Here is a 13,616-nt window from a genome sequence, read left to right as displayed (position 1 = left end):
AGTAAGGCGGGTGGAAACCCGCCAATTATGTCAAACAAAAAAGGCGGGTTTCCACCCGCCTTACTTTACTTACGCCCCATGCAGGAATTCCATAATGTCGCCGTCCTGCACAATATATTCTTTCCCTTCAACGGCCAGTTTGCCAGCTTCGCGAACGCCTGATTCAGTTTTAAATTGCTGAAAATCGGGTAGTTTCATGACCTGCGCCCGGATGAATTTTTTCTCAAAATCGGAGTGGATTACGCCCGCTGCCTGAGGAGCTTTCCAGCCGCGGTGGATGGTCCAGGCCCGAACTTCTTTTACACCCGCCGTGAAGTAGGTGATCAGGCCCAGCAGCTTATACGATGCTTTGATCAGCTTGCTCAATCCCGATTCGGTCAGGCCGTATTCGCCCAGAAACATCTCACGTTCTTCGGGGTCTTCCATTTCGGCAATTTGCGACTCGATACCTGCACTAATAATAACCACATCGGCACCTTCGTCTTTCACAGCCTCGCGAAGGGCGTCTGAGTAAGCATTTCCGTTCGGCAATGAACCCTCATCAACGTTTGCCACGTAGATTACCGGCTTGACAGTCAGCAGTGCAATATCGCCAATGGCCGCTTCGCGTTCTTCGGGCGAAAGGGCCACCGTCCGGGCACTTTTGCCAGCTTCCAGCGCAGTTTTATAGTGCTTCAGAATTTCCAGCTCGGCTTTGGCTTTGGCATCTCCCACTTGAGCGGCTTTCGAAATGCGCTGAATTTTTTTGTCAACGGATTCTAAATCCTTCAGTTGCAATTCAGCGTCGATGATTTCCTTGTCAGCGATTGGATTGACCTTGCCTTCGACGTGTACGATGTTGTCGTCCTCAAAGCACCGAATCACATGCACAATGGCGTCGACTTCACGGATATTTGCCAGGAACTTATTGCCTAAACCAGCGCCCTGGCTTGCTCCCTTTACGAGCCCGGCAATATCAACAAACTCGATGATGGTTGGCACCACTTTCTGTGGTTTTACCAGCCCTTCGAGTATATCCAGTCGTTCGTCGGGAACGGTTACCACACCGACGTTTGGTTCTATTGTACAGAACGGATAGTTGGCGGCTTCGGCCTTTCCGCTCGAAATCGCATTAAACAGCGTCGATTTACCCACATTGGGTAAACCCACGATTCCACATTGTAAACCCATAGTTCAAATGTGAAAGAGCGAAAGAGCGAAAGAGTGAAACCTATTGTTTGGATTTTCATTCTTTCACTCTTTCACTCTTTCACTCTTTAGTTTCTTGCAAAAATACACTCGTAATGGCGGACCGCAAAAAAAGCCTTCGGCGGAGTGCCGATGGCTAAGGGTGAGTTGGGCAGCAGGCCGCAGATTGTTGAGATGTAAAGTTTACGTCATACAGTAATGTGTAATGCAACAGTAGCAACGGTGGATTGTTGGAAATCGCTGGTTTACTCCCACTTCAGTTCACTGGCAAAGTCGTCCTGCTCGTCACGTTCGCGTTGGATGAATTGCGTAAAGTCTACGTCAGGCATTAGTTCGGTTTTCACATGCTCGACAGTTTCCTGCAACGCTTCAACAAACTTGTCGAAGTCTTCTTTGTAGAGAAACATTTTGTGCTTCTCATAGATAAAGCCTTCGCCCTGCGGATGTCGGCGACTTTCGGTAATGGTTAAATAATAATCGTTGGTTCGGGTCGATTTAACATCGAAAAAGTAGGTTCGTTTTCCCGCCCGAACACGCCTGGAATAGATCTTCTCGCGGTCTCTGTCGTCCACAATTAAATAGGTTTAGTGAGTTCACAACCACTAAAGTACGGTCATAAACCAAAGAACAAAAACAAAGCCAACAAATATATTTTGGGGTAGAATTGCCACAAAATGAAACGGAGGTTGTGGAGGCCATTCCACAGTTTTTTCGCTAAACGCTTGGTTATTAAGTCCCTGTGAGCTATCTTTGTTATACAGGAATTGCACTTTTTGGGGACGGGCGGTGTGTGAGATGCTTATCTGCATATACCCCGTTTATTTTTTTCACGTAACCAATAGCTGTATGAGTTTGATCATGTCCATTATGTTGTTTTTTAGCAACATAAAACCGGCGGAGGCCCTTCCAGGCCTCATACAGAAAGGCAAAGCGTCTTTTTATTCCAAGAAGTTTAATGGTCGGAAGACCTATTACGGTGAGCGCGTTAGCTCCGAAGCCCTCGAAGGCGCTCATCTCCACCTACCACTCAATACCCTGGTTGAAGTTACAAACCTTGACAACAACCGTTCGGTAATTGTACGAATCAATGATCGAGGCCCCTTTTCCAAAGGGCGAGTCATCGATCTTACCCATGCGGCAGCGCGTGCACTGGGTATGGTTTCGAAAGGAATCGCTAATGTGTCGCTTCGGGTTGTAGGAAAAGGTCGGGCTATTGCGCTGGCACCTACAGCATTTGATACCCCTATCGATTATCAGTTTATGCTGGAACCTGTACTCTAACCTACCTGGTAGCTGTACCAACCGAACCGTTTGAATTTCCCTGTGCAATTCCTGTGGGAGATGTCAAACGGTTCGGTTTTTGCGTTATGTTTAAAGAGCAAATCTAAAGAGTGAAAGAGTGGAAACCTACCGGATGGTTTTTGCTGACGCGTCGGCCCTTCGCTCTTTCGCTCATTCACTCTTTCGCTCTTTAATACATGAAGCAACCCCTTAATCTTAGTCAGGTCCGTTCGTTTGGTAACGTTGAATTTCTGGCCCGTCAGTTGGTCGAAGGATTTATTACTGGGCTGCATAAATCGCCGTTTCATGGTTTTTCGGTGGAGTTTGCCGAACACCGTCTCTACAATACGGGTGAAACAACGCGCCATATCGACTGGAAGGTCTTTGGCAAGACTGAAAAGTTGTTTGTGAAACGGTATGAAGAAGAAACAAACTTACGCTGTCATCTGCTGGTCGATACATCGTCGTCGATGTATTACCCCGATGCCAATTATGGGAAGATAACGTTTAGCGTAATGGCGGCTGCCTGCCTGGCGTATATGCTACAACGTCAGAAGGATGCGGTAAGCCTAACCACCTTTGCCGATCAGATTGACCTGCAAACGCCCACCAAGTCGACTCCCTCACATGTTCACAAACTGTTTACGCAACTGGATCTGTTGATGCAGCAGCCTAAACCGTTGCGTCGAACGTCGGCAGCCGATGTGATTCATCAGGTAGCCGAAAAAATTAACAAGCGTTCACTGGTCGTAATTTTTAGTGATATGTTCGAGAGTACCGAAAAGTCGGATGCACTGTTTTCGGCCCTTCAGCACCTGCGCCATAACCTGCATGAGGTGTTGTTGTTTCACGTTACCGACAAGAAAACAGAAGAAGACTTTGCGTTCGACGAACGGCCTTATGAGTTTATAGACCTCGAAACGGGAGAGAAAGTAAAACTTCAGCCTGGGCAAGTACGCGAAACCTATCAGCAGGCCGTTAAATCGTATTTTCAGGAATTAAAGATGCGGTGTGGCCAATATAAAATCGACTTCATTGAAGCCGATATCGCCCAGGGCTTCGATCAGATTCTGACAGCGTATCTGGTGAAACGGACGAAGATGAAGTAAGAAGTATGAGAAGTGAGGAGTGCGTATTAGGAGTTTCTAATGTATTCATATATTCTTGCGTCAGCAACTCCTAATACGCAATCCTCGCTACTAATACTATTTCTTCACACTCGCCTTCGCATTAGCGGGTGCTGCTACAGGGCTTTTAGCTGCCTGAGCGGCCTGCTGGCGTTTGTGGAACTGAATAAAATCTTCCATTTGCTCGACAGGAAGTTTACGGGCAATAATTTTCTTGTTTTTGTCGAGTATGTAAATCGTTGGCGTTGTCCAAACGTCGTATTGATGGCGATAATCCGTTCGGTAAGTAAAATCATAGCCATTGATGGCATTGCCGAGTTTGAACTCCTTGATGAACTTCTTCCAGTCTTCAGGACTTTGGTCAATGGCAATGGCCACTACGTCGACACCTTTCCCTTTGTAGGTATCGGCCAGTTTCTGAACCTTGGGCGCACTTTCGCGACAGTGGCCGCAGGTGGGCGAATAGAAGAACACTACGGTGTAATCAGATTTCAGGGTCGAGAAGTTAATAGGCCGCCGAAGGGTATCACTCATGACGGGTGGAACAAGCGTTTTACCAACGAGGTTTGGCTTCAATGTGGCTACTCGTTCGCCTATCGACTTCAGCGTCGATGAATCCGAAACGGTCATAACCCCGGTGGCATAGTATTTCTCGAACATGTGCACAAAAAGGCCATCTGTACCCATCACTTTAGGCTGTTCGTATTCTTTAGTGATATAGTAGATGGTGTAGTATTTTACTTCGGTGTTTTTTCCAGTGATTGCCTTATTGACCAGGAAGTCAGCTTCTTTAATGAGCGAATCGGGCACCTGAACGGTTAACTCTTTGATGTACCGCTCGATTTTTTGTTGCAGAAACGGCGTTCTGACAAAGCGTTCATCCGAAAAATCGAAATTGTCCCAGAAATGGCGTTTGAAATAATTAAATACCCAGGTTGAATCGGGCCGACCGTTGGCTGCCTTCGGGGCCGTAGGTACGTCGGGTTCAGCAGTTGCATTAAATAATTTAACGGCAAACGTACCCGTGTTATCTTTTAAAAACTGCGTTCGGTAATCGGCTGCCTGTTTTTGAAGATCGACCATTTGCTTGTTGAGCAGCGCTACTGAAACCGCATCGTTCTTTATTTTTTTCTGAAGGTTCAGTACCTGCGCTTCCTCGGAGAGCTGCCCCATTTTCTGCTGGTAGCCATAAAAGAGTTCATTTTCTTTCGAGCCCGCTATCTTCATGTTTTTCGCAACACCAGCCGTGTCGGTGTCGAACGAAAACTCCTGGTCGGCAGTAATCAAAAACTGGATGTATGGATTTTTTGTCGGAATCACCACCATATATAAACCCTGAGGCAGACTCTTTTTGCCTTCAAAGGTCATATTCCCGGCAGCGTCGACGCGGGCTGTATCTTTTGGAATGTACTGCGTAGCTCCGAAATAGTGGGCCAGAATGCAGGTCGTATCTTTTAATCCTTTGATATGCCCCGTAATTTTAAAGCCGTCGGTAGGCGTATCGGTGGTTGACTGAGCCCATGCCGCCGGAAGCAGAAATAGGGCAAGCAGCGCGGTCAGGAGAGGGTTTTTCATAAAAATGGGTGCGTATCTTCGCAAATGAATAAAGACAAATTTACGGCAAGAATTCGGTATGCCATTGATGGTTTCAGTGTAGGACTGGCTGTTGAGTTACCATAAACCGAAGACTTTCAACCGACTTCAACCTATACAAAACGCTTGCCATACCTTTCGTAGTCTATGTTTTATTTCTTTTCTAAAACCATATCTTTTGTATTAACCCCTGCCGGTTGGCTCGTATTGGCCTTAATATGGGCGTTTTTTACAAAAAAATCGCAGCTCCGCCGTCGATTGGTAGGTGTAGCTTTGGGAATATTCTGGATATTTGGAAACCCCTTTCTGACGAACGAACTGGCGTTATGGTGGGAATATCCGATTCAAAAAGTGCCAACTGCCTCTACGGATTCGACAACGCGGGTGGCCGTTGTACTGACTGGTGGAATGACAAATGGTCGGAAAGAGATTCCAGATGCCAAGACTGATTCTGCGCATACAATTCAATTCCTGCTCTGGCGGGAAGCCGACCGGGCAGCACAGGCTTTATTTTTGTATAAAGTAGGGGCTGTACAGAAGATTCTGATTAGTGGAGGAGTTGCGGCTATACCTTTTCGATCCACCAGCGTAAACGACGAAGGTCAAATGACGGCTCGGTTTCTGACCATTGGCGGTGTTCGGCCCGACGATATTATACTGGAAACAAAATCCCGTAATACCCACGAAAATGCGGTTTTTACGGCTCAACTGCTCCGCCAGCGTTTTCAGCAGAATCAGTGTGTATTAATTACATCGGCCTGGCATATGCGTCGGGCTGTGGCCTGTTTTCAGAAGGAGGGTGTGCTAGTTACACCGTTCCCTGCCTGTTTTCTGAGCAATAAACGATCGTTTGCGCCGGGCGACTGGCTGTTGCCACACGAAGAAGAGTTCTTCAATGCCTATTACCTAACCCGTGAATTGGTAGGTTATGTGGCCTATTGGGTAGCGGGCTACATTTGATAATTGAGGCAATCCTAAAGCTAAGATGCAGTTCAAGATTGGAGCCAGCCGAAGCGTAATTGTGAAGGGAAGATGCTATCATGTGTAGCTCCAAAAAAACAAATTGCCGGAGAAGCGGTTATTTGTGACAGTATTTAACATAGTTGGAGCAAGGCTCCTTTACCATCACACAAAAAACGTTATGAAAACGAAAATGCTTTTATCGATTGCCCTTTGTGCAGCCTTAACAACGGGGGCATTGGCTCAGGACGACCCAGCGGCTACGCGTGCAGCTCGTAAAGAAAAAACCAGAGAAGATGTAAAACGCGTTGGTGATAAAGTCGAAAATGGGGTTGCCGATGGAGCGCACGCTGTTGGTACGGCTGGCCGAGCCACTGGGAAAGCTGTTGCCAAAGGGGCGAAAGCAACTGGTCGTGCGGTTACCAAGGCGACTAAAGCAACCGGACGGGCTATTAGCGGAGAAGCGAAAAAAATAGATAACTAGGCCTTCAATCGTTGCTGGTTCAAGTCATTGAGAATAGACTCAATTGAAAACCAGGGCCTTATAAAAGGCTGATTAAAGCTATTTTCAGGGTAAGGATTGCCTGGTTGAAGGGATATTTACAGCCCTTCAACCAGGCATCTATCAAGGCTGGTTAAACACTTAAAATCTTCACCATTCTCAACAAGTCTTCATTGATAGGCTTAGGCAGACGGATGGTATCACGGAAAGGTGTATAAACCAACTCGTTATTGACAATTCCAGCCATGACGTTTTTCTCGCCATTCATAAGTCCTTCCAAAGCCCCCAGGCCTAAACGGCTGGCCAGAATACGGTCGTAGGCTGTTGGAATCCCCCCGCGCTGAATATGGCCTAATGTGGTTACGCGCATGTCGATGTCAGAAGCGACCTGCTGACGGATTTTTTCGGCAATCTCGGTCGCATTACCAGCTTCTTCGCCTTCAGCAATGACAACGATGGACGACGATTTCTGGCGACTCCAACCCGATTTTAGGGCTTCAACCACCTCCGAAATTGGCGTCAGCACTTCGGGCACCATCACCATTTCGGCTCCACCAGCAATACCCGACTGAATAGCTATATACCCAGAGTCGCGGCCCATTACTTCGATGAGGAAAATCCGGTCGTGTGAATCGGCTGTATCCCGAATTTTGTCGATAGCTTCCAGGGCGGTGTTTACGGCCGTATCGAAACCAATTGTGTAGTCGGTACCGTAAAGGTCATTATCGATGGTTCCGGGTGCGCCAACGGTTGGAATGCCATATTCATCGAAGAAAAGAGTTGCGCCTGTGAACGTACCGTTACCGCCAATGGCGACTAAGCCCTCAATACCAAACTTTTTAATCTGGTCGTAAGCCTTGGCACGGCCTTCGGGCGTCATAAATTCTTTACTGCGGGCTGATTTCAGAATGGTACCACCGCGTTGCACGATGTTACTCACCGAATGAGATGTCATCTGAAAGATATCGCCATTTATCATACCGCTGTACCCTCGGCGGATACCGAATACTTCGATTCCGTGATAGACCGCCCCCCGGACCACGGCCCGGATGCAGGCGTTCATACCCGGCGCATCGCCACCCGAGGTAAAAACAGCTATTCGTTTCATAGGTTAGAACAATTTTTTAACGGAATTTCACAAAAAGGTTGGTAGGGTACTGAAATAAACCCCGCAAATTTATCCGCATTTCGCAATCTAAAGGCATTAAACTGGTAATAATCCCATTGTTTCCAGCTAAATTTTACAAAATAGTTAAATACGTTTTTTGCCAGAGAAAGCATTTCAGATCAGCTAGGTTACTCAATTTTCACGATAGATTTTGTCTGCAATTCACTTAAATACAGTTAGTCATTGCTGTTGAAAGTGTCGGGCACGTATAAAAATCTGAATATGGTTACATATCGTTTTTAGCCAGCCAAAATGAGTGACTAGCACCCGGAATCGGTCAATTAGTGAGCGCCGATGCTGCTGAACCGATAGGCCACCCATTAGATACTTACAAAGAACAAAAGGAAGAAACTCAATTTTTTGGGCCGCCTTCAGGCAACGAATTTCCCAATCCAGATCGGCGCTTAGATTATCAACCGGATAATCAGGCGCAATGGCTCGTCGGGCCACAAAAGCCTGATGGCAAATTTTCATGCCCATCTGCATATCCTGCCAGGTTATGTGCTGCGGGAGTGTATGCGGAGTTACCTGACTTCGTAAGCCAATAGCCGTTCCAGAACTACGACCGCCATCGTCCTGAACAAAAAGCGCATCGCTATAATACACATCCGCTTGGGTCGCCTTGATTCGGCTTAACAGATTCGGCAGCGTTTGGGAATCGTACAGTTCATCGCCCGCATTCATAAACCAAACGTATTCGCCTTTTGCCCGATGAAGCCCTTTGTTCATAGCGTCGTAAAGGCCTTGATCAGGTTCCGAAATCCATTGGGTGATACCCTGCTCGTAGCGCTCAATAATAGTCCGTGTTCCATCTGTTGAGGCACCATCAATTACAAGGTATTCAAAATCGGTCGCCTGTTGAGCTAGCACGCTCTGTATCGTGCGCTCCAGAAACCGCTCGGCATTGTAGGTAATGGTGATGATGGAAACGGATGGCATAGTTTGAAAGAGCGAAAGAGCGAAAGAGTGAAAGAGTGAAATGCTGCCGGATGGCATTTCGCTCTTTCACTCTTTCGCTCTTTCACTCATTAACGTCTGATATAATTCTATATGTTGCTTCGCTACAACGTCTTCGGAGAAACGATTTTCGGCGGATTGGCGTGCGTTCTGACGAAGGACTTCGGGCGAACTATGTTCCAGTACAAAAGCTAGCCCATCGGCAAGTTGCTGGGCTGAACCGACGTCGGCCAGATAGCCATTGTGGTGATGATCAATCATTTCGGGAATGCCACCCGTTCGGAACCCCACGACGGGTGTTCCACAGGCCATGGCTTCGATAACCGTATTGGGTAGATTATCTTCCAATGAAGGGACAACCATCGCATCGGCCGCATTGTAGGCTGCTACAATGTCTTCTGCTGAAGTCAACACGCCCAGATGCCGAATTGGGTAGGGGAGTTCATCAAACAAGTACGAACGTCCTTTTCCAAATATCAGAATTTCGGGGGTTACATCGGGGTGTTGCTGATGAAGCAGTGTTAACGCTTCGGCAAAATACCTGAATCCCTTTCGCACATCGGTCACATTAGCACTGCCAAATAGCAACCGTGGCTGATCTGTAGTTGGTAATTCGAGATGAGCGTTGGCTTCGGCTCGATCAATAGGCTTAAAAATGGTTTGGTCGATGGCGTATGGAATCACCGAAAATGGAAATTCATGCAGGAGCGCACTCCGTTGCGCTTCAGTAGTCAGCCAATGACTGGGTGGGGTAAAATGGATACGAGCCTTACCAAAGATGGTTTTCTTTTGGCTAAATACCCGGTGTGATAAATCGTTTTCGGATGGCTTTTTCAGGTACGGACACCGATGGCAATAATTTAGAAAATGCTCACAGCCGCGCGAGTAATGACATCCGCCCGTAAATGCCCACTGATCATGCATCGTCCAGACAATCGGTTTGCCCAGATTGAAAAGCGATTGAAGGCCATTGAGCGATAGAAAACCAAAATTAATCCAGTGCAGGTGCAGTACATCGGCCTGTTGAATGGCCGGATGAAAATCCAGTGCAGCTCCAAATTTGGCGGGCGAAAATTGAAACCGAACGGAGCGGTCACGTTCGTGAGGTAGAAAATATAGTCGTTCGGCTGCAAATCGCCCGAATGCCGTTTGTTCCGCCAGAAAGTTGTTGGCCAGATAGAGTACACCTGATTCGGGCCGATGCGTTTCAAGCCGATTGGCAGTACCAACCAGCATAGTACTTTCGACTGGTACATTGCCCCAGCTCTGTTTTTGCAAGGCCCGATGAAGTCGTGTGGCGGCTACGGCCGCTCCTCCAAACAGATGATACGTGCTCAGGTGCGTAACTCTCACCGTCCCAGAAGTTTATCGAACTTTTTTACTACTTCAGGCCAGAAGCCTAATCCGACTATCCGTCCCCATATCCGCCGACGGGAGTAGGCTTCCATCTCACCGAAAATTGGGTCTTTGAAACGGCTTTTTGCTTTCTGAGTGAGAATTAAGGCAAATCCGTGTTGTTTGAGGATGGTCGCAAATACCCAACCCAGGAGCAGATTTCGTTGCGTTAACGTGGCTTCATCGGCAAAACGATTCAGGTAGGTCATTTCGCCCCATACTGCACTGTTTTTCAATGAAAAGAGAACGAATTTTTTCACTAGTGGCTGGCTCGTAAAACTGTCGAGTAGGGCAGGGGTGATGCGTGGGGAACCTTTCGGCAGTAATTCGGCCAGCCAGTGGCTACCCATTTCTTCCATGTACTGCAAAACGGTGTAGAGCTTGTCTTCGCCTTCATAAATGGATGCAATACCGGGTTCGAATTCGGCCGTCAGTACCCGACGAGCCCGGTCGTCGCCCAGGTTACGAAACAGCCGTAAGTCGGTTCCCTGCGAGTCGGTTTTGAACCAGTCGACCTGGCCAATAGTCAGGCTATCCAGGGTAGAGCGAAGGCTGCGCGTTTTCAACTGAACAACTTTGGTTGGTTCAAACTTTGGGGCAAACGCGTATTCCTCAATCCAGTCGGGCCGGGGTTTTAATAAGCTGGAACAGTGTGGCGAAACCGTGAGGTGGAAGTTGGCGGTTTCCGTATCGGTTTCCGTAACAATGTGGTTAAATGTATACAGTTTCCGAAAATGGCTGGATTCGCTTTCGACATAGCCAAAATCCCGGTCGTCGGCATCGAAGGCAATGCAGATAGCGTATTTGGCAAAAGATTTCCAGCGTGTATGTAGCTGCCCCGATGCACCAATATCCACCAGCACAGGCGGTTCAGTCTGGAACTCAGGGCGGGAAAGAATTTTGTCGATCATCTAAGTAATGGTCATTGATTGTCATCAGTAGTCATAGATTGTCATTTGTTGCTTACAAATACTGACTACCGACGACCATTAAATGACATCAATAACTAGTTTCTGTACGCAAAGATATTCAATTGTAAGTCCATGCTGTCGTTGCCTTTGTAGCGATGGTTGACCAACGGGGCCGGGCGATATTGGCTGGTGTTGATGTAATACCGGAAACCGCTATTTTCCAGAACTTTCATCACGTCGGCCAGGGTTTGTGGATGGTCAAGGTAAGCATGGAATTCAACGAACAGATTCTGGACGTGAGCCAGCGCATCATGGCAGTCGGTCAGTACGGCAGTTTCGGCTCCTTCGATGTCCATTTTGAGCATATCGATTCGGGTTTCACGCAGCAAGTAATCTCGTAATCGAACGGAGGGAACAAGCTTACGGTCTGTCTGCGAAAAAATAGAAGCCGAGTCGGCCTGATCGCTACCAAACCAGATGCCCTCTTCATTGGTCCAGACAGCCTTCGTAATGATTTCCACGCCCGAAATCTGGTTCCGGCTTAGGTTGTCTTGCAGGGTAGCGCTGATCTGCTCGTCGGCTTCAAACGCGACGATGCGGGCTGTCGGGTAATGCTCGCGGAAATAGGCAACGCTGGTGCCGATGTTGGTGCCACAATCGAAAATGACCGGATTGGGTGTTGACGGGGTAAATCGGTAAAATTCATCGACGAAAATCTCCCGATACTGCCAGACGAACGACAGCGCATCGGGGACACGAAAATGGTATTGACCGAACGTTACATCGCCGGATTGATTACGCGGTCGGTCGCCATATTGAATAGCCAGCCACAGTAACCGACGACCTTCTGCCGAGCGCAGGAGCCGGGCCGTTTCGGTGAATAAGAATTTAAAAAACCACATAAGCTATCTGGTTGCACAGAGGTTCTTTGAGGAATGGATGAAGCACAGCGTTTTCTTTGTGTATCTCCTTTTCTCGATGAATCTCCGTGTTATAACATTTACTTAGGTATAAATCGCTTTAGCAATCCGGTTACTGTTTCGTTGATATCCGTCGATAACTTCAACCCAATAACGAATCCACCAAACAGACTAGTAATCAGCGTAGAACGCCAGGCTACGTCGAGAATGACTTTCCATTTGGGAGCATCGGCAGTCGGGTAGGGGATTTGTAACGATACCCACCAAACAACCAACGCCAGGATAATAACGACCAAATTTCGCCAGGTAAAAGGCTGTAATTTAAAGGCGATGCCGACAAACAGCGTCCGAACAAAATTATACAGAAACGTAGCCAGCGCAGCCCCAATAGCCGCTCCATTGATGCCAAAACGAGGTATTAAATAGATATTCGCGCCAATGGTAATAAAAATGAGTACAACAAAAAAAGCCGAGTCGTAGGCGTAAAAGCGCGAGGTATTCAGAATAATGCCGTTTACACCTGTAGCCATATCGATCAGTTTACCCAGCCCCAACCACAAGATGACATAGTAACCAGCGGCATAATCGGCAGGGAGAAATCGAAATACATTCGACAGATTAGCCGCTACCCCAACAAATACCAGGCAACCTGCAATAAGCTGATTCAGGCAGCTTTTGCGGTAAATCATAGCTATGTTTTGCAGATCGTTGGTTTTCCAGGATTCGGCAATGAGGGTTCCCGAAACCTTGTAGAGCATCGTAGCTGGAATAGCAATCACAGCCGCAAAATACGAGGCCGTTCCGTAAATACCCGTGTCGCCCAAACCCTGTTTGCTATTAATCATCACTTTGTCGATGGTCCAGACGATCTGAGTCGATAGAGCCGACGTAAGCGTGATACCCGCATAGCGCATCAGATTTCGACGCAACGTTGCATCTACAGCGACGAACCGACGGCTAAAAAACAGAGCTTCGTCGCGGGCAACGCTGATCATCATGACGAGTAGCGGAACCAGAAACGATAACAGCCACACACCCAGAAATTGTGGTAACGTAACCCAGCCTAACCAATATAAACCACCGGCCAGCAGGATGAGAATCCGTTGTACGAACTGTTGCAGAATGGTGCCCGTAACTGGATCGTACAGCAACCGGGCATAGTTGTCGAATACGGTGAAATAGACGGTAAACAGCGTCAGTGGGATCAGCAGGTAATAATATTCAACGAACAGAGCCGAATCTTTTTGATACCACTCAATGACCCACGGACGAGCCAGCCACAGGACGAATGCACAAAGACAGAAGCCAGCTAGTGTAGTCAGACAGGCGATGAGCAGATACCCATTGTGTTGGCGCTCGGTATTTCGGAAAAAAGGAAAATAGCGGCCTCCTGCTCCATTTAGTCCCAAATTAGAGGCCTGAGCGAGAACCTGCGATAGCGAAATCAATAACGTTAACAGCCCAACAACCTGCGTCCCCTGAAATATATTCGGAAAGAAAACCCCCTGCGTCAAAAATCCAACGGCTACACCCGCGTAGGCATAAATGGAACTCTGAATGGTTTGCCGTTTAATGATACCCATTTTTCAATGAGCGAAAGAGTGAAAGAGTGAA

General features: G+C 47.6%; 13 protein-coding genes. 4 read left to right on the top strand and 9 right to left on the bottom strand.

The features are described 5' to 3' along the window. Nucleotides 1-69: 69 nt before the first annotated feature. The gene (ychF, locus tag BGO59_RS22065; RefSeq protein ID WP_293686795.1) at nucleotides 70-1,170 is read right to left on the bottom strand and encodes a redox-regulated ATPase YchF; all 1,101 of its coding nucleotides are present in this window, start codon (nucleotides 1,168-1,170) and stop codon (nucleotides 70-72) included. A 263-nt stretch (nucleotides 1,171-1,433) separates the two neighbouring features. Continuing rightward, nucleotides 1,434-1,760, bottom strand: coding sequence for a DUF3276 family protein (locus BGO59_RS22060; RefSeq protein WP_293686793.1), 327 nt, complete (start codon nucleotides 1,758-1,760; stop codon nucleotides 1,434-1,436). 274 nt (nucleotides 1,761-2,034) lie between these two features. Between BGO59_RS22060 and BGO59_RS22055 the strand changes: the two genes are divergently transcribed. Together BGO59_RS22055 and BGO59_RS22050 are read left to right on the top strand one after the other, a co-directional pair. Beyond that, nucleotides 2,035-2,469, top strand: a complete 435-nt coding sequence (locus tag BGO59_RS22055) for a septal ring lytic transglycosylase RlpA family protein (protein ID WP_293686791.1) — start codon at nucleotides 2,035-2,037, stop codon at nucleotides 2,467-2,469. A 197-nt stretch (nucleotides 2,470-2,666) separates the two neighbouring features. Then, nucleotides 2,667-3,578, top strand: coding sequence for a DUF58 domain-containing protein (locus BGO59_RS22050; protein ID WP_293686789.1), 912 nt, complete (start codon nucleotides 2,667-2,669; stop codon nucleotides 3,576-3,578). A gap of 96 nt (nucleotides 3,579-3,674) precedes the next feature. Here the strand turns inward: BGO59_RS22050 and BGO59_RS22045 are convergent, their stop codons facing one another. After that, on the bottom strand, nucleotides 3,675-5,171 hold the full coding sequence (locus tag BGO59_RS22045) for a TlpA family protein disulfide reductase (RefSeq protein WP_293686788.1): 1,497 nt from the start codon (nucleotides 5,169-5,171) through the stop codon (nucleotides 3,675-3,677). Between the two features lie 165 nt (nucleotides 5,172-5,336). Between BGO59_RS22045 and BGO59_RS22040 the strand changes: the two genes are divergently transcribed. Both BGO59_RS22040 and BGO59_RS22035 read left to right on the top strand, forming a co-directional pair. Beyond that, on the top strand, nucleotides 5,337-6,149 hold the full coding sequence (locus tag BGO59_RS22040) for a YdcF family protein (protein ID WP_293686786.1): 813 nt from the start codon (nucleotides 5,337-5,339) through the stop codon (nucleotides 6,147-6,149). A 181-nt stretch (nucleotides 6,150-6,330) separates the two neighbouring features. Beyond that, nucleotides 6,331-6,633 (top strand): hypothetical protein, encoded by a 303-nt coding sequence (locus tag BGO59_RS22035; protein WP_293686784.1) that lies wholly within the window; start codon nucleotides 6,331-6,333, stop codon nucleotides 6,631-6,633. A gap of 151 nt (nucleotides 6,634-6,784) precedes the next feature. Here the strand turns inward: BGO59_RS22035 and pfkA are convergent, their stop codons facing one another. The 6 genes from pfkA to BGO59_RS22005 form a co-directional block, all read right to left on the bottom strand. Beyond that, nucleotides 6,785-7,759 (bottom strand): 6-phosphofructokinase, encoded by a 975-nt coding sequence (gene pfkA / locus BGO59_RS22030; RefSeq protein WP_020600233.1) that lies wholly within the window; start codon nucleotides 7,757-7,759, stop codon nucleotides 6,785-6,787. Nucleotides 7,760-7,999: 240 nt separating this feature from the next. Further along, nucleotides 8,000-8,758 (bottom strand): glycosyltransferase family 2 protein, encoded by a 759-nt coding sequence (locus BGO59_RS22025; protein ID WP_293686780.1) that lies wholly within the window; start codon nucleotides 8,756-8,758, stop codon nucleotides 8,000-8,002. A gap of 66 nt (nucleotides 8,759-8,824) precedes the next feature. Next, a complete protein-coding gene (locus tag BGO59_RS22020) occupies nucleotides 8,825-10,129 on the bottom strand; it encodes a glycosyltransferase family 4 protein (RefSeq protein WP_293686778.1) in 1,305 nt (434 codons plus the stop codon). Beyond that, entirely contained in the window at nucleotides 10,126-11,082 is a 957-nt protein-coding gene (locus BGO59_RS22015) for a hypothetical protein (RefSeq protein ID WP_293686776.1), read from the bottom strand. The genes BGO59_RS22020 and BGO59_RS22015 overlap by 4 nt, the downstream gene beginning before the upstream one ends. A gap of 95 nt (nucleotides 11,083-11,177) precedes the next feature. After that, nucleotides 11,178-11,984: an FkbM family methyltransferase gene (locus BGO59_RS22010; RefSeq protein ID WP_293686774.1), complete on the bottom strand. Its 807-nt coding sequence runs from the start codon at nucleotides 11,982-11,984 to the stop codon at nucleotides 11,178-11,180. Nucleotides 11,985-12,082: 98 nt separating this feature from the next. After that, nucleotides 12,083-13,585: a lipopolysaccharide biosynthesis protein gene (locus BGO59_RS22005; RefSeq protein ID WP_293686772.1), complete on the bottom strand. Its 1,503-nt coding sequence runs from the start codon at nucleotides 13,583-13,585 to the stop codon at nucleotides 12,083-12,085. Between the last annotated feature and the right edge of the window lie 31 nt (nucleotides 13,586-13,616).

The sequence above is a fragment of the Spirosoma sp. 48-14 genome, assembly GCF_001898575.1.
Taxonomy (GTDB): domain Bacteria; phylum Bacteroidota; class Bacteroidia; order Cytophagales; family Spirosomataceae; genus Spirosoma.
Note: the sequence above shows the minus strand (reverse complement) of the source record. Positions and strands in the feature narration are given on the sequence as shown.